Here is a 23,962-nt window from a genome sequence, read left to right as displayed (position 1 = left end):
TCACCCGTAGCGAAGGGCTTCGACGGGGTCGAGGCGCGCCGCCCGCCAGCTCGGGTAGAGCGTTGCCACGAGCGACAGGACGATCGCCATGAGCACCACGGTCGTCACCTCACCGGGGTCGATCTCAGCCGGCAGGCGGCTGAGGAAATAGAGCTCTGCCGGGAAGAGGTTGGAACTCGTCAGCTGCGACAGGAAACTGCGGATCGCCTCCACGTTCCATGCGAGGGTGAGGCCGAGCAGGAAGCCGGCGAGCGTTCCCACAATGCCGATGGAGGCGCCTGTGATGAGGAAGACTCGCATCACGGCGCCGCGCGTCGCCCCCATCGTGCGCAGGATGGCAATGTCCTCGCTCTTGTCCTTCACCAGCATGATGAGGCCGGAAACGATGTTGAGGGCCGCCACCAGCACGATCAGCGTCAGGATGAGGAACATCACGTTGCGCTCGACCTCGAGCGCACCGAAGAAGGTGCGGTTCCGCTGGCGCCAGTCGGTGATCATGATCGGCCGGCCCGCGGCTTCTTCGATGCGCGGGCGCATGGCGCCGACATCATCGGCATTGTTCAGGAAGACCTCGATGACGCTGACGTCGCCGTCCCGGTTGAAATAGGCCTGCGCCTCGCCGAGCGGCATGTAGACGAAGGTGTTGTCGAACTCGGACATGCCGATCTCGAACACCGCGACGATGGGGTAGGCCTTGATCCGCGGCGCGGTGCCGAAGGCCGTCGCGGCGCCGCGCGGCGAGACGATGGTGAGTGAATCGCCGACACGAAGGCCGAGATATTCGGCCATGCGCCGGCCGATAGCGACGCCGCCCTTCTCGTCGAAATCGCGCAGGGTGCCCTGCCGGATGGTATCGGCGATGAAGGGAATGCTGGCGATGTCGGCCTCGCGCACCCCGCGCACCAGCGCGCCGCCGGAGGCCGCGGTGGAGGAGACGAGCGCCTGGCCCTCCACCATCGGCACGACGAGCTTCATCCCCGAGAGGTCGGCGAGCCGCTTCGACACGGCGTCGAAGTCGGTGAGCGGGGAATCGATCGGCTGGATGAACATGTGGCCGTTCACACCGACGATCTTGTCCAGCAGTTCCTTGCGGAAGCCGTTCATCACCGACATCACGACGATCAGCGTCGCAACCCCGAGCATGATGCCGAGGAAGGAGAAGCCGGCGATGACGGAGATGAAGCCCTCGCGCCGGCGCGCCCGCAGATAGCGGGCCGCCAGCAGCCACTCGAAGAGCGCAAAGGGTCTCGTCGAACCGCTCTCGGCCGCGCGTCCGCTCATGCCGCTCCCCGCCCCTGCCTCGCCGTCAGCCCGCGATCCGCGTCACGGCATCCTCGATCGACAGAAGCTCGCGCTCGCCCGTGGCGCGGCGCTTCACCTCCACCTTGCCGTCGGCAAGCCCCTTGGGGCCGACGAGGATCTGCCACGGCATGCCGACGAGGTCGGCCGTCGCGAACTTGGCTCCGGGACGCTCGTCCCGGTCGTCGTACAGCACGTCGAGGCCGCGCAGGGCGAGCGCCCGATGGAGATGCGCGCAGGCCTCGTCCGTCGCTGTGTCACCGACCTTGATGTTGATGAGCGAGACGTCGAAAGGCGCGATCGGATCCGGCCAGACGATGCCGGCCTCGTCGTGGCTGGCCTCGATGATGGCGGCGACGAGCCGCGACGGGCCGATGCCGTAGGAGCCCATGTGCACGGGATGCTCCTTGCCGTCCGGCCCGGTCACCGTCGCCTTCATCGGCAGGGAGTATTTCGTGCCGAAATAGAAGATGTGGCCGACCTCGATGCCACGCGCCGACACCTTCCGGTCATTCGGAATAGCAGCGAAGGCGGCCTCGTCGTGCTTCTCGGAGGTCGCGGCGTAGAGCGACGTCCACTTGTCGACGATCGACTGAAGGCCGGCGACGTCGTCGAAATCCGTGTCCGCGGCCGGGATCGGAAAGTCGAGGAAGTCGCGGTGGCAGAACACCTCGCTCTCGCCCGTCGAGGCAAGGATGATGAACTCGTGGCTGAGGTCACCGCCGATCGGGCCCGTATCCGCCTGCATGGGGATGGCCTTGAGGCCGAGGCGGGCGAAGGTGCGCAGGTAGGCGACGAACATCCTGTTGTAGGAATGGCGCGCGCCGGCCTGGTCGATGTCGAAGGAATAGGCATCCTTCATCAGGAATTCGCGCGAGCGCATGGTGCCGAAGCGCGGCCGGATCTCGTCCCGGAACTTCCACTGGATGTGATAGAGATTGAGCGGCAGGTCCTTGTAGGAGCGCACGTAGGACCGGAAGATGTCCGTGATCATCTCCTCGTTCGTCGGCCCGTAGAGCATCTCGCGCTCGTGCCGGTCGGTGATGCGCAGCATCTCCTTGCCGTAGGCGTCGTAGCGCCCCGATTCACGCCACAGATCGGCCGACTGGATGGTCGGCATCAGGAGTTCGACGGCGCCGGAACGGTTCTGTTCCTCCCGTACGATTGCCGCAATCTTGTTCAGGACCTTGAGGCCGATCGGCAGCCAGGAATAGATCCCCGCCGATTGCTGCCGGATGAGTCCTGCCCGCAGCATCAGGCGATGGGAAACGATCTCCGCCTCTTTGGGATCTTCGCGGAGCGTGGGCAGAAAATAGCGGCTGAGACGCATGAGAAACCGGCAACCGGGCTTGTGTGGAAGGGGAAGCGAGTCGTTTGCTGAGACAACACCGCCGCACGGCAAAAGACAAGGCTGGCTTTGCGATTCGCCGACCAACGCACCGCCATTCGACCCATGTGTGACAACACCATGCAAAAAATGCGGGCAGCCCCTGCACAAATGGGTGACAAGTGGTGAACGATCGACTATGCATTGTTACCCGATCGAAAGTCCCCGCCGCCATTCACAGAGCGGGGAACTGCGGTCCAGGTCTCGGGAGGAAGCCCAGGCGACGTCGAGAGGTGCGAGAGCACCCCGTTGTTCCGAATGAACAGGCGTTACGGGTTCGAGAAGAAACTCCAACAGCAAGGCGTCAGCCTTGCTTTTTTGTTGGAAGACACGGTTTCACGCGCAACCAACCGCGTTTCCTACCCCCTTATGTCACAGTTCGATGAGCGCCAGCGCGACCTTCACGAGCGCGAGGACGATGGCCGAGACGACGGTGGTCGCCAGCACCTTCTTGAAGAGTCGGGGCTTCGCCGGCGCGCCGGGCTCCGTGCCGCTCGTCACCTCGCCCGATTCCAACTGGCTGCGCACGCCAAAGGGCAGGACAGCGAACAGAACCGTCCACCAGATGATGAAATAGAGGGCCAGCCAGGTCGCAATGGTCATCGGGTCTACCCGCTCCGCTTGGGTTCTCGGCAATGGAGACGGATCCACCGATCAGGTTGAAGCAACCCGACGGGTCCGGATCTAGGACGGTCGCTCAGGCCTGTTCCAGCTCGACGAGCGTACCGCAGAAGTCCTTGGGGTGGAGGAAGAGCACAGGCTTGCCGTGCGCGCCGATCTTCGGTTCGCCGCTGCCGAGCACGCGCGCGCCCTTCTCCACCAGCCGGTCGCGCGCGGCGATGATGTCGTCTACCTCGTAGCAGATGTGGTGGATGCCACCATCGGCATTGCGCTCGAGGAAGCGGGCAATCGGGGAATCGGCGCCCAGAGGCTCCAGCAGCTCGATCTTGGTGTTCGGCAGTTCGATGAATACCGTGGTGACGCCATGCTCCGGCTGCGGAACGGCCGGCGACAGGCGTGCTCCGAGGGTGTCCCGGTAGACGGCGCAGGCGCTTTCGAGATTGCGGACAGCGATGGCGACGTGGTTGAGGCGGCCGATCATGAGGCTCTCCCGGCTGACGGAACCCTCACCTCATACGACGATCACGTGCACGTGGCACGTTGGCTTTTTGCCCCAGGCATGGCGCACTTCCGCCCGCACCGCGCGCTCGACGGCATTCGCGACCGCATCGGGGTCGCGCCGGCGCGCCTTGGGTAGCCCGTCCAGCACGTCGGCCACAGCATCGGCGACGAGCTCGAACATCGGCTCGCCCTCGCGCGTCGCGGGCGGCAGGCCGCTGACCTCCACCTGCGCCTCGCCGACGATCTCGCCCTTGGCGTCGAGGGCGATGGCGACGGAGACGACGCCGGCGAAGGCGAGCTTGCGCCGCTCGCCGATGGTGGCCTCGCCGGCGCTGACGACGATCATCCCGTCCTTGTAGAGGCGGCCGACGGGCACGTCGTCCACGACGGCCGGCTTGCCGGGCGCGAGCAGAACCATCTCGCCGTTCATGGCCCGCACCACGCTGCCGATGCCCTCGGCGCGGGCGAATTTTGCCTGTTCGGTGAGGTGCAGGGCCTCGCCGTGCGCCGGCACGAGCACCTTCGGCCGCACCCAGCGATACATGGCGGCGAGCTCGCCGCGGCGCGGGTGGCCGGAGACGTGGACGAGCGCGTCCCGATCGGTGATCACCTCGATGCCGCGCGTGACGAGATTGTTGATGATGCGGCCGACCGCCTTCTCGTTGCCCGGAATGGTGCGAGAGGAGAAGATCACGCGATCGCCGGCGGAGAGTGCGATGTCGGGATGCTCGTCATTCGCGACGCGGGCGAGCGCGGCCCGCGGCTCGCCCTGGCTACCCGTGAGCAATGCGACCACCTTGTTGCGCGGCAGGTAGCCGAAGGTCTCAGCCGAGCGGAACGGCGGCAGGCCGGCGAGATAGCCGCGCTCGGTCGCGACGTCGATGACGCGGTCCATCGCCCGGCCGAAGACGACGACCTCGCGGTCGCAGGCCGCGGCCGCCTCGGCCACGGCGCGCAGGCGCGCGACGTTGGAGGCGAAGGTCGTCACGGCCACGCGCTCCGGCGCCTCGCGGATGACCTCCATCAGGGTCTTGGCGACGTCCGCCTCGCTGGGACTGACGCCATCCCGCAAGACGTTGGTCGAATCGCAGATGAGCGCGATCACGCCCTCGTCGCCAATTTCCGTGAGCCGCTTCTCGTCCGTCGGCCGGCCGACGCCCGGATGCGGGTCGAGCTTCCAGTCGCCGGTGTGGACGACGGTACCAAGCGGCGTGCGGATGGCGAGCGCATTCGATTCAGGGATCGAATGACCGACGGCGACGAATTCGATGTCGAAGGGGCCGAGGGTGACGCGACCGCCCTGCTCCACCACGTTCAGCGGGATCTTGGGCGCGCCGGGCTCGCCGAGGCGGCGGACCTCCAGGAGCCCCGCCGCGAAGGGCGTGCACACCACGGGCGCGCCAAGGCGCGGCCACAGCTCGGCGAGGCCGCCGATATGGTCCTCGTGCGCATGGGTTATGACGATGCCGACGAGGTTGTCCCTCTCCTCCTCGAGGAAGCGGATGTCGGGGAAGATGAGATCGACGCCCGGCACATCCTCGCCAGCGAAGGCGATGCCGCAGTCGACGAGCAGCCATTTGCGCCGGCGCGCCGGCCCGAAGCCGTAGAGACCGGCGTTCATGCCGATCTCGCCGAGACCACCGAGCGCTACGAATACGAGGCCGTCGTCATCGCGTGAGGCCATGCCCTCTCAATCCTCCTTCAGTCGCATCCTTGAGATGCCATGTCGGCGAGACCGAGATAAAGATCTCCCGCATCGATCGTCCGGCGCCCGTCCGGGGTATCGAGCAGCAGCCGGCCGGCGCTGTCGAGCCCGGCAAAGGTGCCGCTGAGCTCGCCGCCCGGCAGGCGCACCCGCGCCGGCCCGCCGATGCCGGCGGCGCGGGCGAGCCAGGCTTCGCGCGTCAGGGCGAAGCCGAGCCCCCGGTCCCACTGCCTCAGCCTATAGGCGAAACTCGCCGACAATGCGCGGAAAACGTCGCTCACGTCCACCGTTCCGACGGCCTCGGCGAGGCAGCGCGCCGGATAAGGTGTATCGGCCGGCTTGTGGGCAACGTTGAGGCCCATGCCGATGATGACGGCAAAATGCCTGTCCGGCCCGAGCCTGTGCCCCTCGAGAATGAGGCCGGACAGCTTGCCGCCATCCATCAGCAGGTCGTTCGGCCATTTGAGCACCAGCCGTGGCGCCGCGAGCCCGGTGACGCCCGCGACCGCATCGTGCAAAGCGAGGCCCGCGACGAAGCCGAGCTGCGGCGCCTTCGGCGGATCGCACGGTTCGCTCAGGACAAGGCTGGCGTAGAGATTTCCGGGCGGCGAGGCCCATTGCCGGCCATGGCGGCCGCGGCCGCTCGTCTGCTCGCGCGCCACGACCCAGAGGCGGTCCGCCCCTTGCGACGAGGCCCGCTCAAGAGCCTCGTCGTTGGTCGAGGTGGTCGTCGCCAGCATCACGGCATCGAAGCCGGCGTCGCGCGCCTCCTGCGAGATGCTCCCGCGTTCCACGTCCGTGTCGCCGGCCCCGTCAGAACAGCGAGCGAGCGGCGGCGAGCGCGACGCTGTTCAACGGCCCCGGAGCGCCGGGCAGCATCAGGACGACGATAATGATGCTGGCGAGGGCGAAGATCACCTTCTGGCCGGCCGCCATCGGGGTGAAGGCCGCGCCCGCCGGCTCGTCGAAGTGCATAATCTTGACGATGCGGATGTAGTAGTAGGCGCCGACGACGCTGGCGAGCACGCCGATGACGGCAAGCGAATAGAGCTGCGCCTCGACGGCGGCCGCGAAGACATACCACTTGGCGAGGAAGCCGGCGAGCGGCGGAATGCCCGCGAGCGAGAAGAACAGGATCGTCAGGCCATAAGCAGCATAGGGCTGCGTGCGGGCAAGGCCGGCGAGATCGTAGATCCCCTCGACGGGCCCCTCCTCCCGCCGCATGGACAGGATGAAGGCGAAGGTGCCGAGCGTCATGACGAGATAGATCGCCATGTAGACGAGCACGCTCTGCACGCCCTCCGCCGTGCCGGCGGCAAGGCCGACGAGCGCGTAGCCCATGTGGCCGATGGACGAATAGGCCATGAGGCGCTTGATGTTGCGCTGGCCGATGGCAGCGAAGGCGCCGAGCGCCATGGAGGCGATGGCGACGAAGACGATGATCTGCCGCCACTGATCGACGATGCCGGGGAAGGCCGTAATGAAGACGCGCACCAGGAGCGCCATCGCCGCCATCTTGGGCGCCGCCGCGAAGAAGGCGGCGACCGGCGTCGGCGCGCCCTCGTAGACGTCCGGCGTCCACATGTGGAAGGGCACGGCCGAGATCTTGAAGGCGAGGCCGGCAGCGATGAAGACAAGGCCGAAGATCGCGCCGGTGTGCCCCTCGCCCTGCAGGGCCTGGGCGATGCCGGTGAAGGAGACCGTGCCGGTGAAGCCATAGATCAGCGACGCGCCGTAGAGCAGCATGCCCGAGGACAGGGCGCCGAGCACGAAATACTTGAGGCCCGCCTCGCTCGAACGGGCATTGTCGCGGTCGATGGCTGCGACGACGTAGAGCGAGAGGCTCTGCAGCTCGAGGCCGAGATAGAGTGCGATGAGGTCGTTGGCCGAGATCATCATCATCATGCCGGTCGTCGCCAGCAGGATGAGGATGGGATATTCGAAGCGGTTGATGCCCGCCCGGCGCAGGTAGTCGCCCGACATCAGCAAGGCCGCGGCCGAGCCGACCAGCGTCAGCACCTTGGCGAAGCGCGCGAAGCCGTCGACGACGAAGGAGCCGCCGAAGGTCTCCACCCGCTCGCCGCCCTGCGTCACCACGAAGAAGCCGGCGGCGAGAATGGCGACGAGTGTGAGCGCCTCGATCAGGCCGGCAGCACGCTCGCCCCTCAGCGCGCCGATGAGCACGAGAAGGAGCGCGGCGGCAGCCAGGACGATCTCCGGCAGGGCCGGAGCGAGCGCGAACATCGGGACGGCGGCCATCGGCTGAACCTCAGTGAAGCGTCAGGGCCACGGACTTGGCGGTTGCCAGCGCGGCCTCGGTGGACTTGAGCAGTTCCGCCGTCGGAGCGGCGAAGACATCGAGAATGGCGCCGGGCTGCAGGCCGTACCAGATGACCAGCACGAGCAGCGGCACGAGAACGACCATCTCACGGGTGTTGAGATCGGTGATCGTCTTCAGGTTGTCCTTCTCGATCACGCCGAAGACGACGCGGCGGTAGAGCCACAGGGCATAGGCAGCCGAGAGGATGACGCCCGAGGTGGCGAGCACTGCGACCCAGGGATTGGCCTTGAAGGCGCCCGCGAGCGACAGGAACTCGCCGATGAAGCCCGAGGTGCCCGGCAGGCCGACATTGGCCATGGTGAAGACCATGAACACAACCGCATAGCGCGGCATGCGCTGCACGAGGCCGCCATAGGCCGCGATCTCGCGTGTATGCATGCGGTCGTAGATCACGCCGACGCACAGGAAGAGCGCGCCCGAGACGAGGCCATGGCTGACCATCTGGAACATGGCGCCCTGGATGCCCTGGGTGGTCATCGTGAAGATGCCCATGGTCACGAAGCCCATGTGGGCGACCGACGAATAGGCGATGAGCTTCTTGATGTCCTCCTGCATCAGCGCGACGAGTGAGGTGTAGATGATCGCGATGACGGACAGGGCGAAGACGAGCGGCGCGAAATCGGCCGAGGCCTCCGGAAACATCGGGATGGAGAAGCGGATGAAACCGTAGCCGCCCATCTTGAGGAGGATGCCGGCGAGGATGACGGACCCTGCTGTCGGCGCCTCGACGTGCGCGTCCGGCAGCCAGGTGTGGACCGGCCACATGGGCATCTTCACCGCGAAGGAGGCGAAGAAGGCGAGCCACAGCCACGTCTGCATCGCCGGGGCGAAGGGGTGCTTGAGCAGCGCCGCGATGTCGGTCGTGCCGGCGTCCCAATACATCGCCATGATGGCGATGAGCATCAGCACCGAGCCGAGCAGCGTGTAGAGGAAGAACTTGAAGCTGGCGTAGATGCGCCGCTTGCCACCCCAGATGCCGATGATGAGGAACATCGGGATAAGGCCGGCCTCGAAGAACAGGTAGAACAGGACAAGATCCTGCGCCACGAAGACGCCGATCATCGTCGTCTCGAGCACGAGGAAGGCGACCATGTATTCCTTCACCCGCTTCTCGATCGAGGTCCACGACGCCAGGATGCAGAAGGGCATCAGGAAGGTCGTCAGCAGGACGAACGGCATCGAGAAGCCGTCGACGCCGAGGCGGAAGCGGATGGCCTCCGTCAGCCAGGCATGGTCCTCGGTGAGCTGGAAGGCGGCGCTCGCCGTGTCGAACCGTCCCCAGGCGACGAGCGAGAGGACCAAGGTCGCGAGCGTCGTCACCAGCGCCGCGGAGCGGGCGTTGGAGCGCACCGCCTCCTCGCTGCCGCGCACCATGAGGATGAAGGCGGCACCGACGAGCGGCAGGATGAGGAGACCAGAAAGGAGACCGAGGCCGAACATCAGTGCGTGCCCCCGATGAGGTACCAGGTGACGAGAGCCGCGACACCGACGAGCATCGCGAAGGCGTAGTGGTAGACGTAGCCGGTCTGCAGGCGCACGACGCGGTTGGTGACGTCGACGACACGGGCGGAGACGCCGTCCGGCCCGAAACCGTCGATGAGCCAGCCGTCACCCTTCTTCCAGAGGAAGCGGCCGAGCCACATCGCCGGACGCACGAACAGGACGTCGTAGATCTCGTCGAAGTACCACTTGTTGAGCAGGAACCGGTAGAGGAGCGGCTGCTGCCCCGCGACGATCGCCGGCATGCGCGGGTTGATGATGTAGAACCACAGCGCGATGAGGAAGCCGAGCATCATCATCACGAAGGGCGAGGCGACAACCCAGCCCGGCACCTCGTGCATTTCGTGCAGGATGTGGTTGTCGGCACCAGTGAAGAGCGCGCCCTTCCAGAAGTGGTCGTAGTCGTGGCCGATGAAGGCTTCCTTGAAGGCGAAGCCGGCAACGACCGCGCCGATCGCCAGGACAGCGAGCGGGATGAGCATCACAAGCGGGCTCTCGTGCGGCGTGTGGTCACCGTGGCCATGGCCATGGTCGTCATGGCCGTGTTCGGCCCAGCGCGCCTTGCCCTCGAAGGTCATGAAGTACAGGCGCCAGGAATAGAAGGACGTGAACAACGCAGCGATGACCGTAGCGAGGAAGGCGAAGTTGGCCCCCGGCGTGTGGGAGGCATAGGCCGCTTCGATGATGGCATCCTTCGAGAAGTAGCCCGCCGTGAACGGGAAACCCGTCAGCGCCAGCGTGCCGATCGTCATCATGGCCGCCGTGAAGGGAATGTGCTTCCGAAGGCCGCCCATGTGGCGCATGTCCTGCTCGTGGTGCATCGCGTGGATGACCGAGCCGGCGCCGAGGAACAGCAGCGCCTTGAAGAAGGCGTGCGTGAAGAGGTGAAAGATGCCCGCCCCGTAGGCGCCGACGCCGAGAGCGACGAACATGTAGCCGAGCTGCGAGCAGGTCGAATAGGCGATGACGCGCTTGATGTCGTTCTGCACGAGGCCGACGGTCGCGGCGAAGAAGGCGGTGATGCCGCCGACCACCGTGACGACCGACAGCGCCGTCGGGGCATATTCGAACACCGGCGACATGCGCGCGACCATGAACACGCCGGCCGTCACCATCGTCGCCGCATGGATGAGGGCGGAGACCGGGGTCGGGCCTTCCATGGCGTCCGGCAGCCAGGTGTGCAGCAGGAACTGCGCCGACTTGCCCATGGCGCCCATGAAGAGCAGGAGGCTCGCCAGCGTCAGCGCGTGCCACTCGTAGCCGAGGAAGCGGAAGGTCGCCTCGTTGAATTCCGCCACGCGGGGGAAGATGCCGTCGAAGGTGACCGCGCCGAACAGCACGAAAACGAGGAAGATGCCGAGCAGGAAGCCGAAGTCGCCGACGCGGTTGACGACGAAGGCCTTGATCGCGGCGGCATTGGCCGACGGCTTCTCGTACCAGAAGCCGATGAGCAGGTAGCTCGCGAGGCCGACGCCCTCCCAGCCGAAGAACATCTGCACGAGGTTGTCGGCCGTCACCAGCATCAGCATGGCGAAGGTGAACAGCGAGAGATAGGCGAAGAAGCGCGGCCTCGCCGGATCCTCGTGCATGTAGCCGATGGAATAGAGATGGACGAGCGAGGAGACCGTCGTCACGACGATCAGCATCACGGCCGTGAGCGTATCGATGCGGAAGGCCCAGTCGACCACGAGGTCGCCGGAGACCATCCAGCTCGCCACCGCGACGCGCGTCGCCCCCTCGCCGAAGCCGACGTCGAAGAAGGCGATCCACGACAGGAGGCAGGAGACGAACAGGCCCGAGGTCGTGACGACCTCGCTTGCCCGCGCGCCGATGAACCGGCCGGCAAGGCCAGCGATCAGGAAGCCGGCAAGCGGCAGGAAGACGATCGCGTGATACATGATCGCGGCCTCAGCCCTTCATCATGTTGATGTCCTCAACCGCGATGGTGCCGCGGTTGCGGAAGTAGACGACGAGGATGGCAAGCCCGATGGCCGCCTCGGCGGCCGCCACGGTCAGCACGAGCAGGGCGAAGACCTGCCCGACGATGTCGCCCATGAAGCTCGAGAAGGCGACGAGATTGATGTTGACCGCAAGCAGGATGAGCTCGACCGACATCAGAATGACGATGACGTTCTTGCGGTTGATGAAGATGCCGAGCACGCCGAGCGTGAACAGCACGGCGGCGACGGTGAGATAATGCGCGAGCCCGATGGTCATGTCTGTCTCTCCGGCCTCACTCACACGCCCTCGCGGAAGGGCACCTTCCGCACTTCGATGGCGGTGTCGCGCGTGCGCGCCACCTGCTGGGCAACATCCTGGCGCTTGACGCCCGGCTTGTGGCGCAGCGTGAGCACGATGGCGCCGATCATGGCGACGAGCAGCACGAGGCCCGACGCCTGGAAGAAGTAGAGGTAGCGCGTGTAGAGCACCTGGCCGAGCGCCGCGGTGTTCGTCATCTCGCTGACGGGGGGGATGGCCGCGACCGGCGTCTTCACGAGCTCGGGATCGATCGCCATCGAACCGACGACGAGCACGAGCTCGATGAGGAAGATCACGCCGATGAGGGCGCCCACCGGCAGATATTGCAGGAAGCCCTGGCGCAGCTCGGCGAAATCGACGTCGAGCATCATGACGACGAAGAGGAAGAGCACCGCGACCGCGCCGACATAGACGACGACGAGGATCATCGCCAGGAACTCGGCGCCCATCAGGATGAACAGGCCCGCCGCGTTGACGAAGGCCAGGATCAGGAAGAGCACCGAATGCACGGGGTTGCGCGAGGCGATGACCATGAAGGCCGACGCCACGCACACGCACGAAAAGAGATAGAAGAAGGCCGCTGCGACCGTCATGCCCCGTATCCCGTCCTGTCGCCCACGGGCCCCAAGCCCCCGGGCATGGCGTCTATAGACACCGAATCCCTCACGAACAACCTCACCGCGACGTCACCTGTAGGGTGCGTCCATCGCGATGTTGCGGGCGATCTCCCGCTCCCAGCGGGCGCCGTTGTCGAGGAGCTTGTCCTTGTCGTAGTAGAGCTCCTCGCGGGTCTCCACCGCGAATTCGAAGTTCGGTCCCTCGACGATGGCATCGACCGGGCAGGCCTCCTGGCAGAATCCGCAGTAGATGCACTTCACCATGTCGATGTCGTAACGCGTCGTGCGGCGCGTGCCGTCGTTGCGGCGCGGCCCGGCCTCGATCGTGATGGCCTGAGCCGGGCAGATGGCCTCGCACAGCTTGCAGGCGATGCAGCGCTCCTCACCGTTGGGATAACGGCGTAACGCGTGCTCGCCGCGGAAGCGCGGGCTCAGGACTCCCTTCTCGAAGGGATAGTTGAGCGTCGCCTTCGGCTTGAAGAAATAGCGCATCGACAAGAAGAACGCCGATACGAACTCCTTCAAGAAGAGCGACTTTGCGGCCTGATCGAGCCTCATGATCCGGCTCCGTCCCTTTCTCTTGCCGGCCTCACGAGGCCGGCGCCCATCCCGTGATCTGCAGCACGGCCGCGACGATGATGACGGCAGCGAGCGACAGGGGCAGGAACACCTTCCAGCCCAACCGCATCAGCTGGTCGTAGCGATAGCGCGGCACCATCGCCTTCACCATGGCGAACATGAAAAAGACGAAGCAGACCTTGACCACGAACCATACGACGCCCGGGATCCACGTGAACGGCGGCAACGCCACCGGCGCGGTCCAGCCGCCGAGGAAGAGGATCGTCGTCAGCGAGCACATGGTCATGATGGCCACGTACTCGCCGAGCATGAACAGGAGGTACGGCGTCGAGGCGTATTCCACCATGAAGCCGGCCACCAGTTCCGATTCTGCCTCGGGCAGGTCGAAGGGCGGGCGGTTCGTCTCGGCGAGCGCCGAGATAAAGAAGATGACGAACATCGGGAACAGCGGCAGCCAGTACCAGTTGAGCACTGTCAGCCACGGCACGCCGAGCATCGTCGCGAGCCCCCTCGCCTCCTGAGCGCGCACGATCTCGGTGAGATTGAGCGAGCCGACGCAGAGCAGCACGGTGATGATGACGAAGCCGATAGAGACCTCGTAGGACACCATCTGCGCGGCGGAACGCAGCGCGCCGAGAAAAGGGTACTTCGAGTTCGACGCCCAGCCGCCCATCAGGATGCCGTAGACGCCGAGCGAGGAGATGGCGAAGATGTAGAGGATGCCGACGTTGATGTCGGCGATCGCCCATCCGTCCGCCACCGGGATGACCGCCCAGGCGGCCAGCGCCAGCACACAGGTGACGAGCGGCGCCAGCAAGAAAAGCCCCTTGTTGGCGCCTGCAGGGATCACCGGCTCCTTGAGCACGAACTTCAGCAGGTCGGCGAAGGACTGCAGCAGCCCCCACGGCCCCACGACGTTGGGCCCGCGGCGCAGCTGCACCGCCGCCCAGACCTTGCGATCGGCATAGAGGATGTAGGCGATGAAGACGAGCAGCGCGACCAGCAGGAGCAGGCTCTTGCCGAGAATGATCGCAACCGTGGTCAGCCATTCCATCGGGCGTGGTCCTTACTCTGCAGCCTGCTTCAGCGCCCCGCCGGCCAGAGCCGAGCACTCGGCCATGACGGCGGAAGCGCGCGCGATGGGGTTGGTGAGATAGAAGTCGGCGATCGGCGAAATCAGCGGCGCATCGGCGAGCACGCCGCCCTTGCCGGCGAGCGTCTCGATGCCGGCCGTGTCCACCGGCGCGATCTCGCCGATAGCGGCAAGATGCGGATGCGCGGCGAAAAGCTGCTCGCGCAGCGCCGCAAGCGAGTCGAACGGCAGGCGCTTGCCGAGCACATCGGACAGCGCGCGCAGGATCGCCCAATCCTCGCGGGCGTCCCCCGGCGGGAACACAGCGCGGTTGGCGAACTGGGGGCGCCCCTCGGTGTTGACATAGATGCCGGTCTTCTCCGTATAGGCCGCCCCCGGCAGGATGACATCGGCCCGGTGGGCACCGCGGTCACCGTGCGTGCCCTGGTAGACGACGAAGGCGCCTTCCGGCACGTCGACCTCGTCAGCACCGAGAAGGAAGAGGACGTCGAGCGCGCCAGGAGCCAGCATGCCGGCAACGTCGAGACCGTCCGCCTTCGGCACGAAGCCGAGGTCGAGCGCGCCAGCCCGCGCCGCGGCGGTGTGCAGCACCGAAAAGCCGTTCCACGCCTCGCCAAGGGCGCCGACGGCCTTGGCGAGCTTCGCCGCCGCCGCGAGCACGGCCATGCCGTCCTCCCGCGCCAGGGCCCCCTGCCCCACGATGATGAGCGGCCGCTCGGCCTTGCTCAGCACCTCGAGAAATGCGCCGTTGCCGGCCGCGAGATCGGCCAGCGTCTGCGCGCCGGTGCCGAGATAGGAATAGTCGTAGGTGAGATCGACATTCTCGCCGATCACGCCGATGGGTGTACGCAGCAGGCGCCAACGTTTGCGGATGCGGGCATTGAGCACCGGCGCTTCCTTGCGCGGATTGGTGCCGATGAGCAGCACCGCATCGGCATCCTCGATGCCGGCGATGGTGGTATTGAAGAGATAGGTCGCGCGCCCGAGCGCCGGGTCGAGCTGCGCGCCATCCTGACGGCAGTCGATGTTGGGGACGCCGAGCTTCTCCATGAGGAGCTTGAGGGCGTAAGTTTCCTCGACGGCGGCAAGGTCGCCGACGATGGCACCGATGCGCTCGCTCTTCGCCGCATTGACCTTTTCGGCGATGAGAGCGAAGGCCTCGTTCCAGCTCGCCGGACGCAGCCGTCCGTTCTCCCGCACATAGGGGCGGTCGAGGCGCTGGGTCCTGAGGCCGTCCCAGACGAAGCGCGTCTTGTCCGAGATCCATTCCTCGTTGATGAACTCGTTGACGCGCGGCAGGAAACGCATGACCTCGCGCCCGCGGGCATCGACACGGATAGCCGAGCCGACCGCATCCATCACGTCGACGGATTCAGTCTTCGACAATTCCCAGGGCCGCGCCTTGAAGGCATAGGGCTTCGAGGTCAGCGCGCCTACCGGGCACAAATCGATCACGTTGCCCTGCAGCTCCGAGCCCATGGCGTGTTCGAGATAGGTCGTGATCTCCATGTCCTCGCCGCGGCCGATGGCACCGAGATCCGGCACGCCGGCGACCTCGGTGGTGAATCGGATGCAGCGGGTGCAGTGAATGCACCGGTTCATCGAGGTCTTGACCAGCGGGCCGATGTACTTGTCCTCCACGGCGCGCTTGTTCTCGGCGAAGCGCGAGGAATCGACGCCGTAGGCCATGGCCTGGTCTTGCAGGTCGCATTCCCCGCCCTGGTCGCAGATCGGGCAGTCCAGCGGGTGGTTGATGAGCAGAAACTCCATCACCCCCTCCCGCGCCTTCTTGACGAGCGGCGTGCGGGTGTTGACGACCGGCGGCTCGCCGTTGGGGCCGGGCCGCAGGTCGCGCACCGACATGGCGCAGGAGGCGACGGGCTTCGGCGAGCCCTTCACCTCGACAAGGCACATGCGGCAGTTGCCGGCGATCGACAGCCGCTCGTGGAAGCAGAAGCGCGGCACTTCGGCGCCCGCCTCCTCGCAGGCCTGCAGGATGGTGAACTCCGCAGGCACCTCGATCTCATTGCCGTCGACGATGAGCTTGGCCATCGCTACTTCGTCCTTTCCCGTCCGGCGGCGAGCCGCCCGGACGTGATCAATCACTCAGCTGCCTGCAGAACCGCATCCGAATGCGGGTTGGCCGCATAATCGTCGATGCGCTTCTCGATCTCGTGGCGGAAATGGCGGATGAGGCCCTGCACGGGCCAGGCCGCGGCATCGCCGAGCGCGCAGATCGTGTGGCCCTCGACCTGGTAGGTCACGTCGAGGAGCATGTCGATCTCGCGCTTCAGCGCCCGGCCCTCGGCCATGCGCGTCAGCACGCGCCACATCCAGCCCGTGCCCTCGCGGCAGGGCGTGCACTGGCCGCAGCTCTCGTGCTTGTAGAAGTAGCTGAGTCGCGCGATCGCCCGGACGATGTCGGTGGACCTGTCCATGACGATGACGGCGGCCGTGCCAAGGCCGGACTTCAGATTCCTGAGGGAGTCGAAGTCCATCGGGCAGTCGATGATCTGCTCGGCCGGCACGCAGGGCACCGAGGAGCCGCCGGGGATGACGGCGAGAAGGTTGTCCCAGCCGCCGCGGATGCCGCCGCAATGCCGGTCGATGAGTTCACGGAAGGTGATGCCCATCTCCTCTTCCACGTTGCACGGCTTGTTGACGTGGCCGGAGACGCAGAAGAGCTTCGTGCCGACGTTGTTCGGCCGGCCGAGGCTCGCGAACCAGGAGGCGCCGCGGCGCAGGATGGTGCCGGCGACGGCGATCGACTCGACGTTGTTCACCGTCGTCGGGCAACCGTAGAGACCCATGTTGGCCGGGAACGGCGGCTTCAGCCGCGGCATGCCCTTCTTGCCCTCGAGGCTCTCGAGCAGCGCCGTCTCCTCGCCGCAGATATAGGCGCCGGCGCCGTGGTGCACGTAGAGGTCGAAGGGATAGCCGTGGACGTTGTCCTTGCCGATGAGGCGCGCCTCGTAGGCCTCGTCCACCGCCCGCTGCAGCGCCTCGCGTTCGGCGATGTACTCGCCGCGGATGTAGATGTAGGCCGCGTGGGCCCCCATGGCGAAGGAGGCGATGAGGCAGCCCTCGACCAGGAGGTGCGGATCATGGCGCATGATCTCGCGGTCCTTGCAGGTGCCCGGCTCCGACTCGTCGGCATTGACAACGAGGTAGTGCGGGCGCCCGTCGGACTGCTTGGGCATGAACGACCACTTGAGGCCGGTGGGAAAGCCCGCGCCACCACGCCCGCGCAGGCCCGACTTCTTCATCTCCTCGATGATCCAATCGCGCCCCTGCTGCAGCAGGAACTTGGTGCCGTCCCAAGCGCCGCGCATCTTCGCGGCCTCGAGGCCAGGGCTGTGAAGCCCGTAGAGATTGGTGAAAATGCGGTCCTTGTCAGACAGCATGGCCGTTCACTCCTCCGGCTTCTCGCCGACGTCGCTCGCCGGGCGCCAGCCCGTAGCGAGCTTCCTGGCCTGCTCGATCCACTTGTCGCGCACCGCGCGCCCGCGGAAGGCGCCAAGATGCTGGTCGACCCAGGCGAGATTCATCTCGTTCCAGGCGGCAATCTGATCGAAGTGATAGACGCCGAGTTCGTTCAGCATGGTCGCGAGCTTCGGCCCGACACCGTAGATGAGCTTGAGGTCGTCCGGGCCGTCGCCACGCGCCTTGGCGAGGAGGACGGGCTTGTGCTCGTCCGCGACGCCCTCGGCCGCATCCGCCTTGGCGGCCGGCGCGATCGGCGCCTTGCCTTCAGCGACGCGCACCTCGGGACGGTCGGCGGCCTTCTCCTCGGCTCGCGTCTCCTTCGGCTTGGCGGGCTCGGGCGTCTTCGCCGCCTCCGGCGCTGCGGCGGCAGCCTCCGCCTCTGCGCGCGCCTTCTCGGCTGCCTCGGCCTCGAAGCGCTGGCGCCAGGCGCCGATCTGCGAGCCGTCGAACAGCGAAGGATCGCTCAAGGTGGTGATGGCGCCCTCTGGCTCGGAGGCGCGTCGGCCGTTCTGCGGGCCGGGCTTAACCGGCTTGCCGGCGGCGAGATCGTCGAGCAGCTTCTCGAGGCTTTCGGGTGTCAGGTCCTCGTAATAGTCATTGTTGATCTGCACCATCGGCGCGTTGCAGCAGGCGCCGAGGCACTCGACCTCCATCCACGAGAACTTGCCGTCGGCACTGACGTGCTTCTCGTCGCCGACCCTGCGCTTCAAGACGTCCTTGAGCTGCTCGGCGCCGCGCAGCATGCAGGGCGTCGTTCCGCACAGCTGCACCAGATGGCGGCCGACGGGCTCGAGGTTGAACATCGTGTAGAAGGTCGCGACCTCGAGCACCCGGATGTAGGGCATCTTGAGGAGGTCGGCGACGGTGCGGATCGCCGGCTCGGGCAACCAGCCGCCGGCCTGCTCCTGCGCCTTCCACAACAGCGCGATCACCGCCGATGCCTGTCGGCCTTCGGGATATTTCGCAATCTGCTGCCCTGCCCAGATCGCATTCTCCGCCGTGAAGGCGAAGCTGTCCGGCTGGAATTCCTTGGGGGCGAGACGACGAACAGCCATCAGATCCGCCTGTCCTTGAGCTTCACATAGGTCAGGCGCGCCGGCGAATAGCCGGTCACGCCATGGAGATCATCGAAATTGCGCACCGTCTCGACCCGCTCGCGGACGGCTTCGATGACGGAGGCGTCGGCCTCATAGACGAATTCGCGCCCGTTGCGCAGCCAGCGTACCGGCTCCGTCGGCAGGTCATCGGCGAGCACCATGTCGACGGTCGGAAAGGCCGGGCCGCCATGGGCGTGGATACGATGTGCGGCGGTGTTGTCATCGAAGACGAGCTGGCTGAGCCCGCGCTCCCCGGCCTCGATGATGCGCCGTGCTTGGTCGATGTGATCGTCGAAGAAGGCGAGCGCGCGCGACAGGTCGAGCCCGTCGAAATCGTAGCCCGACCAGTCCGCCTCGTGATAGGTGGCCGCCGGATCGCGGTGCTGCAGATTGGCGAAGACCGCGTCGAAGCAGAAGATCCGCGCCTCGGGGCAGGCCTTGCGCAGCACCCAGGTCGTCAGGCCGCGGAAGACACCCGATTCGATGATGACGTCCGGAGCGAGCGCCCGCGCGATGACGAAGAGCTCGAGCGCGCCGTTGAAGCCGTTGCCGCCGTGCTTCTGGCGGACCGGGCACTGGCAGATGTCTTCATAGAAGGCGCGCACCAGGCCTTCCATGTCCTCCGGCACCGCGATGCCGGCCGCGTCCAGATCGACGGCGATATGGTGGGCGGCTCCGCGCACGAGCCGATCGACCTCGCGGCGCGACAGGGGCCGGTGTTCCCATTCCGGCACGGCCGGCAGGAGGTCGTAGCCGAGACGGGTGAAGAGCGGCCCAAGGACACGCCGGCGCAGCGGCTCGAGCACCTTACGGCGCGTCCGCTCCGACGGCGTCCAGCCGGATGCGCAGCCCACGAGCCCCGTCCCTTCTATGGCCGGTGCCGAAGCCATCAGCGGTCGACCTCGCCGAACACGATGTCGAGCGAGCCGAGTACGGCCGAGACGTCGGCCAGCATGTGGCCGCGGCACATGAAATCCATGGCCTGCAGATGGGCGAAGCCCGGCGCCTTGATCTTGCAGCGATAGGGTTTGTTGGTGCCGTCCGACACCAGGTAGACACCGAACTCGCCCTTGGGCGCCTCGACGGCGGCGTAAACCTCACCCGCGGGGACGTGGTAGCCTTCCGTATAGAGCTTGAAGTGGTGGATGAGCGCTTCCATCGAACGCTTCATCTCGCCGCGCTTGGGCGGCACGATCTTGTGGTCGCTCGTCGAGACCGGGCCCTGCCCTTCGGGCGAGCGCAGCTTCTCGAGGCACTGCTTCATGATGCGGATGGACTGCCGCATCTCCTCCATGCGGATGCAGTAACGGTCGTAGCAATCGCCGTTCTTGCCGACCGGGATGTCGAAATCGAGCTCTTCGTAGCACTCGTAGGGCTGCGCCTTGCGCAGGTCCCACGCCGCGCCCGAGCCGCGCACCATGACGCCGGAGAAGCCCCAGGCCCAGCAGTCCTCGAGCGAGACCACGCCGATGTCGACGTTGCGCTGCTTGAAGATGCGGTTGTCGGTGAGGAGCCCCTCGAGGTCGTCGCAGACGTTGAGGAAGGGGTCGCAGAAATCCCAGATGTCGTCGATGAGCTTGCTCGGCAGATCCTGGTGTACGCCGCCGGGGCGCACATAGGCCGCGTGCATGCGCGCGCCCGAGGCCCGCTCATAGAAGATCATCAGCTTCTCGCGCTCCTCGAAGCCCCAGAGGGGCGGGGTGAGCGCGCCGACGTCCATGGCCTGCGTCGTCACATTGAGGAGGTGCGAGAGGAGACGCCCGATCTCCGAATAGAGCACACGGATGAGCTGGCCGCGCTTCGGCACCGTGATACCCAGCAGCCGCTCGACCGCAAGCGCAAAAGCGTGTTCCTGGTTCATCGGCGCGACATAGTCGAGCCGGTCGAAATAGGGCACCGCCTGCAGGTAGGTCTTGGCCTCGATCAGCTTCTCCGTGCCCCGGTGCAGAAGGCCGATGTGCGGGTCGACGCGCTCCACCACCTCGCCGTCGAGCTCGAGCACGAGGCGCAGCACGCCGTGCGCCGCCGGATGCTGCGGGCCGAAGTTGATCGAGAAATTGCGGATCTGATGCTCGCCCAAGGCGCCCTCTCCCGCTCAGTTGGCCTTGGCCTTCTCGTCGCCGGGCAGCACGTAGTCGGTGCCCTCCCACGGCGAGAGAAAGTCGAAGTTGCGGAATTCCTGGTTGAGCCGCACCGGCTCGTAGACCACCCGCTTCTCCTCGTCGTCGTAGCGCACCTCGACGAAGCCGGTGAGCGGAAAGTCCTTGCGCAGCGGATGGCCCTCGAAGCCGTAGTCGGTGAGGATGCGGCGCAGGTCCGGATGGCCGGAGAACAGGATGCCGTAGAGGTCGTAAGCCTCGCGCTCGAACCAGTTGGCAGCCGGGAAGACGCCGACGGCCGAGGGCACGGGCGTCACCTCGTCGGTCTCCACCTTCACGCGGATGCGCGTGTTATGCTGCGGCGACAGGAGGTGATAGACGACGTCGAAGCGCTTCTCGCGCACCGGATAGTCGACGCCGCACAGATCCGTGAAGTTAACGAAGCGGCAGCGCGCGTCGTCGCGCAGGAAGGTCAGGACACGCACGATCTCGTGCGCGTCGGCATAGATCGTGAGCTCGCCGAAGCCGACGCCCGCCGCCTTCGCCGCACCCGGCAGCGATGCGAGGATATGCTCTCCGAGCTCGGTCAGATTGACGCTCATTCGCCTCGTTCCTCAGCGCTCGATGGTGCCGGTGCGGCGGATCTTCTTCTGCAGAAGAAGGACGCCGTAGAGCAGCGCCTCGGCGGTCGGCGGGCAGCCCGGGACATAGATGTCGACCGGCACCACCCGGTCGCAGCCACGCACGACCGAATAGGAATAATGGTAGTAGCCGCCACCGTTGGCGCACGAGCCCATCGAGATGACGTAGCGTGGCTCGGGCATCTGGTCGTAGACCTTGCGCAGGGCTGGCGCCATCTTGTTGGTCAGCGTCCCGGCGACGATCATCACGTCCGACTGGCGCGGGCTGGCGCGCGGAGCGAAGCCGAAGCGCTCGACGTCGTAGCGCGGCATCGACAGCTGCATCATCTCCACGGCGCAGCAGGCAAGGCCGAAGGTCATCCACATCAGCGAGCCGGTGCGGGCCCACTGGATGAGCTCGTCCGTCGAGGTGACGAGGAAGCCCTTGTCCGCCAGTTCGTCATTGAGGCCGAGGAAGAAGGAATCATCCGAGCCCACGGGCTTGCCGGTCCGCGGGTCGATGACGCCCCTGGCCGCCGGCGCGACGGCCGGGCCGCTCGCTTCGCCGATCAATCCCATTCGAGGGCTCCCTTTCTCCACTCGTAGATAAAGCCGACGGTCAGGACGCCGAGAAACAGCATCATGGACCAGAAGCCGAACCAGCCGAGGTCGCCGAAGGCCACGGCCCACGGGAAGAGAAAGGCGACCTCGAGGTCGAAAATGATGAAGAGGATGGCGACGAGATAGAAGCGCACGTCGAACTTCATGCGCGCATCGTCGAAGGCGTTGAAGCCGCATTCGTAGGCCGACAGCTTCTCGGCGTCAGGCCGCGAATATGCCACGATGAAGGGCGAGACAAGCAGCGCCATCCCGATCACCAGCGACACACCGATGAAGATGACGAGCGGCAGATAGTCGGCAAGAAGGCTCTGCATCCGGCACCCGCGGTATCGTGGCCCGTCGCCGAAGACGGCGGGCTCTTGGACGGATTTCTCGCTCAGCACGAAGCCGGTCCGAGCGCGGCGAAGCGACGGAAAACGCCGGCAATCCGCTACCTTGGACCGTTTCGCATTTGCGGGCGAGGCTTATCGCAGCCGATCCGCGGGCGCAAGTGCTGCGGTGCCGCATAGCTGCCATGTTCCCGGCTTTCGGCACCGCGGCGCAAGGCCCGCGCAACCGCCACCCCGCGACCCGCCTCATCCTCGCTCGACCAAACATCCGCATGGGACATTTCGGCACGGCACCCGTCCGGCATACCTGACGGGTGCCGTGCCCGAAGGGCACCCCGCGTCAGAGGGTCACGATGGAGACGATCTCATAGGACTTGGGATCGACGATGACGATCCGACCATCCGCTGGCATGAAATCCAAGTGCTCGTGGAACTGCAGGAACGATCTCCACCCCACGTAGCGGCACGGGATGCAACTCGACGGTCTGTCAAATCGATTGGCCGAAGCAGATCGTGAAGTTCACGTCCCGCATGGTCTCGAAGAACGCGCCGATGATGCATTCCCGGATGGCGCGCCGCGCTCGGCACTGAGCGCGACATTGCTCCGAGGCGGCTAGTAAGGCGTATCCGTTCCGCGCTCGCAGACGATGCCTGCCACGGGACGCGCCTCGAATCCGTATCAGAAGCGAGACCGGCAAGGACAAGGTGAACGGGCGCGCCGGATGTCGAAACTCCGGGGCTCCCAGCGGAGAAGTCGTTCGCCGGGGCCGGCCCGGCAGCCGGCCCCGGCCGTTGCGCGGACAAGCGATCCGCGCATGCCTTTCACCAAGCGTCAGATGCGCTGAAGCATCTTGCACAGGCTGACGAGTTCGTCGTCGAACTCGGCATAGGACGAGAGAATGCTGGAGCAGCGCTTCTTCAGCGCCGCGACCTGCTGCTGGCTCATTCCGGACACGGCAGCCGGGACACTGCCGGCGGGACCACCGACGCCGGGACCACCAGGACCTCCCGGACCGCCAGGACCACCAGGACCGCCAGGACCACCAGGACCACCAGGACCTCCCGGACCGCCCGGGCCTCCGCCCCCGTTGCCGCCGATGCCGAGATTGAGCCCGACATTGATGCCGCTGGTACCGCCGATACCAACGCCGATGCCGGCATTGATCCCGTCATCCGGCGTCGCTGATGCGCCGACGCCAGCCGTGGCGAGCCCGAGAATGCCAATGCCGATACCGGCATTGAGCCCGTCGTCATCGAGGCTCGCACCAGCGCCGACACCAGCAACGCTCCCGATGTTGGCGCCGAGGCCGACCTCCACCCCGCCCAAAGCTCCGCCGACCCCGCCAAGAGCGCCTCCGACGGAATTGCCGACACCGCCGACGGCCCCACCGAGCGAGCCGCCGGACGCGCCGCCCGAGGAGCCGCCCAGAGCATCGCCCAGACCGCTGACGGCACCACCGACGCCACTCACGGCGCCGCCGAGGGAGCCGCCAAGCGCGTCGCCAACACCACTGACGGTGTCACCCAATCCACCAACCGCTCCACCGAGAGCGCCTCCCAAACCGCCCAAGTCTTGCGCATTTGCCGGAACAGCAAAAGCCATGAGGGTCGCAATACTCGCTGCGATCAGCAGCTGCCGCTGCTTCATCGAATTGGCATGCTTCATGTCAACGCCCCATGTTAGGCCGTAGACTCATAACCGCGTAGCCAGATGCGGATGGACGCGAGCTTCACGGCGGCGAGGAAGTTTTCCGCCGTCTTGTCGAAGCGGGTGGCGATACGGCGGAAGTGTTTGATCTTGTTGAAGA

Annotated in this window: 23 protein-coding genes and 1 pseudogene; all 24 read right to left on the bottom strand. The window is 66.2% G+C overall.

All coding sequences use genetic code 11. The features are described 5' to 3' along the window. The gene (locus P2T65_RS07885; protein ID WP_276199543.1) at positions 1-1,281 is read right to left on the bottom strand and encodes a lipoprotein-releasing ABC transporter permease subunit; all 1,281 of its coding nucleotides are present in this window, start codon (positions 1,279-1,281) and stop codon (positions 1-3) included. 25 nt (positions 1,282-1,306) lie between these two features. Beyond that, positions 1,307-2,629 carry a proline--tRNA ligase gene (gene proS, locus P2T65_RS07880; protein ID WP_063186288.1) on the bottom strand — a complete coding sequence of 441 codons (1,323 nt, stop codon included), beginning with the start codon at positions 2,627-2,629 and terminating at the stop codon, positions 1,307-1,309. Positions 2,630-3,058: 429 nt separating this feature from the next. After that, positions 3,059-3,289 (bottom strand): DUF1467 family protein, encoded by a 231-nt coding sequence (locus P2T65_RS07875; protein ID WP_276199542.1) that lies wholly within the window; start codon positions 3,287-3,289, stop codon positions 3,059-3,061. Positions 3,290-3,383: 94 nt separating this feature from the next. Next, positions 3,384-3,788 carry a methylmalonyl-CoA epimerase gene (gene mce / locus P2T65_RS07870; RefSeq protein ID WP_063186286.1) on the bottom strand — a complete coding sequence of 135 codons (405 nt, stop codon included), beginning with the start codon at positions 3,786-3,788 and terminating at the stop codon, positions 3,384-3,386. Between the two features lie 30 nt (positions 3,789-3,818). After that, positions 3,819-5,492 (bottom strand): ribonuclease J, encoded by a 1,674-nt coding sequence (locus P2T65_RS07865; RefSeq protein WP_063186284.1) that lies wholly within the window; start codon positions 5,490-5,492, stop codon positions 3,819-3,821. A 17-nt stretch (positions 5,493-5,509) separates the two neighbouring features. Beyond that, a complete protein-coding gene (locus P2T65_RS07860) occupies positions 5,510-6,307 on the bottom strand; it encodes a biotin--[acetyl-CoA-carboxylase] ligase (RefSeq protein ID WP_245282562.1) in 798 nt (265 codons plus the stop codon). A 19-nt stretch (positions 6,308-6,326) separates the two neighbouring features. Further along, positions 6,327-7,772 carry an NADH-quinone oxidoreductase subunit NuoN gene (nuoN, locus tag P2T65_RS07855; RefSeq protein ID WP_276199541.1) on the bottom strand — a complete coding sequence of 482 codons (1,446 nt, stop codon included), beginning with the start codon at positions 7,770-7,772 and terminating at the stop codon, positions 6,327-6,329. A 10-nt stretch (positions 7,773-7,782) separates the two neighbouring features. After that, positions 7,783-9,294 (bottom strand): NADH-quinone oxidoreductase subunit M, encoded by a 1,512-nt coding sequence (locus tag P2T65_RS07850; RefSeq protein WP_276199540.1) that lies wholly within the window; start codon positions 9,292-9,294, stop codon positions 7,783-7,785. Then, positions 9,294-11,252, bottom strand: a complete 1,959-nt coding sequence (gene nuoL, locus P2T65_RS07845) for an NADH-quinone oxidoreductase subunit L (RefSeq protein WP_055458342.1) — start codon at positions 11,250-11,252, stop codon at positions 9,294-9,296. Before nuoL ends, P2T65_RS07850 begins: the two co-directional genes overlap by 1 nt. 10 nt (positions 11,253-11,262) lie before the next feature. Continuing rightward, positions 11,263-11,571 carry an NADH-quinone oxidoreductase subunit NuoK gene (gene nuoK, locus P2T65_RS07840; protein WP_055458343.1) on the bottom strand — a complete coding sequence of 103 codons (309 nt, stop codon included), beginning with the start codon at positions 11,569-11,571 and terminating at the stop codon, positions 11,263-11,265. A gap of 20 nt (positions 11,572-11,591) precedes the next feature. Then, positions 11,592-12,206 carry an NADH-quinone oxidoreductase subunit J gene (locus P2T65_RS07835; protein ID WP_055458344.1) on the bottom strand — a complete coding sequence of 205 codons (615 nt, stop codon included), beginning with the start codon at positions 12,204-12,206 and terminating at the stop codon, positions 11,592-11,594. A gap of 93 nt (positions 12,207-12,299) precedes the next feature. Beyond that, the gene (gene nuoI / locus P2T65_RS07830; RefSeq protein WP_055458345.1) at positions 12,300-12,788 is read right to left on the bottom strand and encodes an NADH-quinone oxidoreductase subunit NuoI; all 489 of its coding nucleotides are present in this window, start codon (positions 12,786-12,788) and stop codon (positions 12,300-12,302) included. 31 nt (positions 12,789-12,819) lie between these two features. Then, positions 12,820-13,863, bottom strand: coding sequence for an NADH-quinone oxidoreductase subunit NuoH (nuoH, locus tag P2T65_RS07825; RefSeq protein WP_055458346.1), 1,044 nt, complete (start codon positions 13,861-13,863; stop codon positions 12,820-12,822). 12 nt (positions 13,864-13,875) lie between these two features. Beyond that, positions 13,876-15,954 (bottom strand): NADH-quinone oxidoreductase subunit NuoG, encoded by a 2,079-nt coding sequence (nuoG, locus tag P2T65_RS07820; protein WP_276199539.1) that lies wholly within the window; start codon positions 15,952-15,954, stop codon positions 13,876-13,878. Positions 15,955-16,004: 50 nt separating this feature from the next. Next, entirely contained in the window at positions 16,005-17,306 is a 1,302-nt protein-coding gene (gene nuoF / locus P2T65_RS07815; RefSeq protein WP_276199538.1) for an NADH-quinone oxidoreductase subunit NuoF, read from the bottom strand. Positions 17,307-17,312: 6 nt separating this feature from the next. Beyond that, positions 17,313-18,443, bottom strand: a complete 1,131-nt coding sequence (gene nuoE, locus P2T65_RS07810; RefSeq protein ID WP_276199537.1) for an NADH-quinone oxidoreductase subunit NuoE — start codon at positions 18,441-18,443, stop codon at positions 17,313-17,315. After that, positions 18,443-19,375 (bottom strand): hypothetical protein, encoded by a 933-nt coding sequence (locus P2T65_RS07805; RefSeq protein WP_245280480.1) that lies wholly within the window; start codon positions 19,373-19,375, stop codon positions 18,443-18,445. Before P2T65_RS07805 ends, nuoE begins: the two co-directional genes overlap by 1 nt. Then, a complete protein-coding gene (locus tag P2T65_RS07800; RefSeq protein ID WP_063186273.1) occupies positions 19,375-20,565 on the bottom strand; it encodes an NADH-quinone oxidoreductase subunit D in 1,191 nt (396 codons plus the stop codon). The genes P2T65_RS07805 and P2T65_RS07800 overlap by 1 nt, the downstream gene beginning before the upstream one ends. A gap of 15 nt (positions 20,566-20,580) precedes the next feature. Further along, complete coding sequence (locus P2T65_RS07795) at positions 20,581-21,186, bottom strand: NADH-quinone oxidoreductase subunit C (protein ID WP_055458352.1); 606 nt, start codon at positions 21,184-21,186, stop codon at positions 20,581-20,583. Between the two features lie 12 nt (positions 21,187-21,198). After that, positions 21,199-21,783: an NADH-quinone oxidoreductase subunit B gene (locus P2T65_RS07790; RefSeq protein WP_055458353.1), complete on the bottom strand. Its 585-nt coding sequence runs from the start codon at positions 21,781-21,783 to the stop codon at positions 21,199-21,201. Continuing rightward, positions 21,774-22,139: an NADH-quinone oxidoreductase subunit A gene (locus P2T65_RS07785; RefSeq protein WP_055458354.1), complete on the bottom strand. Its 366-nt coding sequence runs from the start codon at positions 22,137-22,139 to the stop codon at positions 21,774-21,776. Before P2T65_RS07785 ends, P2T65_RS07790 begins: the two co-directional genes overlap by 10 nt. A gap of 355 nt (positions 22,140-22,494) precedes the next feature. Continuing rightward, complete coding sequence (locus P2T65_RS07780; protein WP_245282561.1) at positions 22,495-22,611, bottom strand: DUF1236 domain-containing protein; 117 nt, start codon at positions 22,609-22,611, stop codon at positions 22,495-22,497. 375 nt (positions 22,612-22,986) lie between these two features. Further along, complete coding sequence (locus P2T65_RS07775) at positions 22,987-23,682, bottom strand: hypothetical protein (RefSeq protein WP_063186271.1); 696 nt, start codon at positions 23,680-23,682, stop codon at positions 22,987-22,989. Between the two features lie 152 nt (positions 23,683-23,834). Further along, positions 23,835-23,962 (bottom strand): annotated as a pseudogene (locus P2T65_RS07770) (IS5/IS1182 family transposase); the annotation flags it as partial.

Source organism: Chelatococcus sp. XZ-Ab1, from assembly GCF_029309855.1.
Classification (GTDB): Bacteria; Pseudomonadota; Alphaproteobacteria; order Rhizobiales; family Beijerinckiaceae; genus Chelatococcus_A; species Chelatococcus_A sambhunathii.
The sequence above is the reverse complement of the archived record's forward strand: the minus strand, read 5'-3'. Positions and strand labels throughout refer to the sequence as shown.

What these genes read in the sequence shown, in the direction of transcription:
- P2T65_RS07885 (WP_276199543.1), bottom strand. Translation starts at nt 1,281, where the DNA reads ATGAGCGGACGCGCGGCCGAGAGCGGTTCGACGAGACCCTTTGCGCTC.
- proS (WP_063186288.1), bottom strand. Translation starts at nt 2,629, where the DNA reads ATGCGTCTCAGCCGCTATTTTCTGCCCACGCTCCGCGAAGATCCCAAA.
- P2T65_RS07875 (WP_276199542.1), bottom strand. Translation starts at nt 3,289, where the DNA reads ATGACCATTGCGACCTGGCTGGCCCTCTATTTCATCATCTGGTGGACG.
- mce (WP_063186286.1), bottom strand. Translation starts at nt 3,788, where the DNA reads ATGATCGGCCGCCTCAACCACGTCGCCATCGCTGTCCGCAATCTCGAA.
- P2T65_RS07865 (WP_063186284.1), bottom strand. Translation starts at nt 5,492, where the DNA reads ATGGCCTCACGCGATGACGACGGCCTCGTATTCGTAGCGCTCGGTGGT.
- nuoN (WP_276199541.1), bottom strand. Translation starts at nt 7,772, where the DNA reads ATGGCCGCCGTCCCGATGTTCGCGCTCGCTCCGGCCCTGCCGGAGATC.
- P2T65_RS07850 (WP_276199540.1), bottom strand. Translation starts at nt 9,294, where the DNA reads ATGTTCGGCCTCGGTCTCCTTTCTGGTCTCCTCATCCTGCCGCTCGTC.
- nuoL (WP_055458342.1), bottom strand. Translation starts at nt 11,252, where the DNA reads ATGTATCACGCGATCGTCTTCCTGCCGCTTGCCGGCTTCCTGATCGCT.
- nuoK (WP_055458343.1), bottom strand. Translation starts at nt 11,571, where the DNA reads ATGACCATCGGGCTCGCGCATTATCTCACCGTCGCCGCCGTGCTGTTC.
- P2T65_RS07835 (WP_055458344.1), bottom strand. Translation starts at nt 12,206, where the DNA reads ATGACGGTCGCAGCGGCCTTCTTCTATCTCTTTTCGTGCGTGTGCGTG.
- nuoI (WP_055458345.1), bottom strand. Translation starts at nt 12,788, where the DNA reads ATGAGGCTCGATCAGGCCGCAAAGTCGCTCTTCTTGAAGGAGTTCGTA.
- nuoH (WP_055458346.1), bottom strand. Translation starts at nt 13,863, where the DNA reads ATGGAATGGCTGACCACGGTTGCGATCATTCTCGGCAAGAGCCTGCTC.
- nuoG (WP_276199539.1), bottom strand. Translation starts at nt 15,954, where the DNA reads ATGGCCAAGCTCATCGTCGACGGCAATGAGATCGAGGTGCCTGCGGAG.
- nuoF (WP_276199538.1), bottom strand. Translation starts at nt 17,306, where the DNA reads ATGCTGTCTGACAAGGACCGCATTTTCACCAATCTCTACGGGCTTCAC.
- nuoE (WP_276199537.1), bottom strand. Translation starts at nt 18,443, where the DNA reads ATGGCTGTTCGTCGTCTCGCCCCCAAGGAATTCCAGCCGGACAGCTTC.
- P2T65_RS07805 (WP_245280480.1), bottom strand. Translation starts at nt 19,375, where the DNA reads ATGGCTTCGGCACCGGCCATAGAAGGGACGGGGCTCGTGGGCTGCGCA.
- P2T65_RS07795 (WP_055458352.1), bottom strand. Translation starts at nt 21,186, where the DNA reads ATGAGCGTCAATCTGACCGAGCTCGGAGAGCATATCCTCGCATCGCTG.
- P2T65_RS07790 (WP_055458353.1), bottom strand. Translation starts at nt 21,783, where the DNA reads ATGGGATTGATCGGCGAAGCGAGCGGCCCGGCCGTCGCGCCGGCGGCC.
- P2T65_RS07785 (WP_055458354.1), bottom strand. Translation starts at nt 22,139, where the DNA reads ATGCAGAGCCTTCTTGCCGACTATCTGCCGCTCGTCATCTTCATCGGT.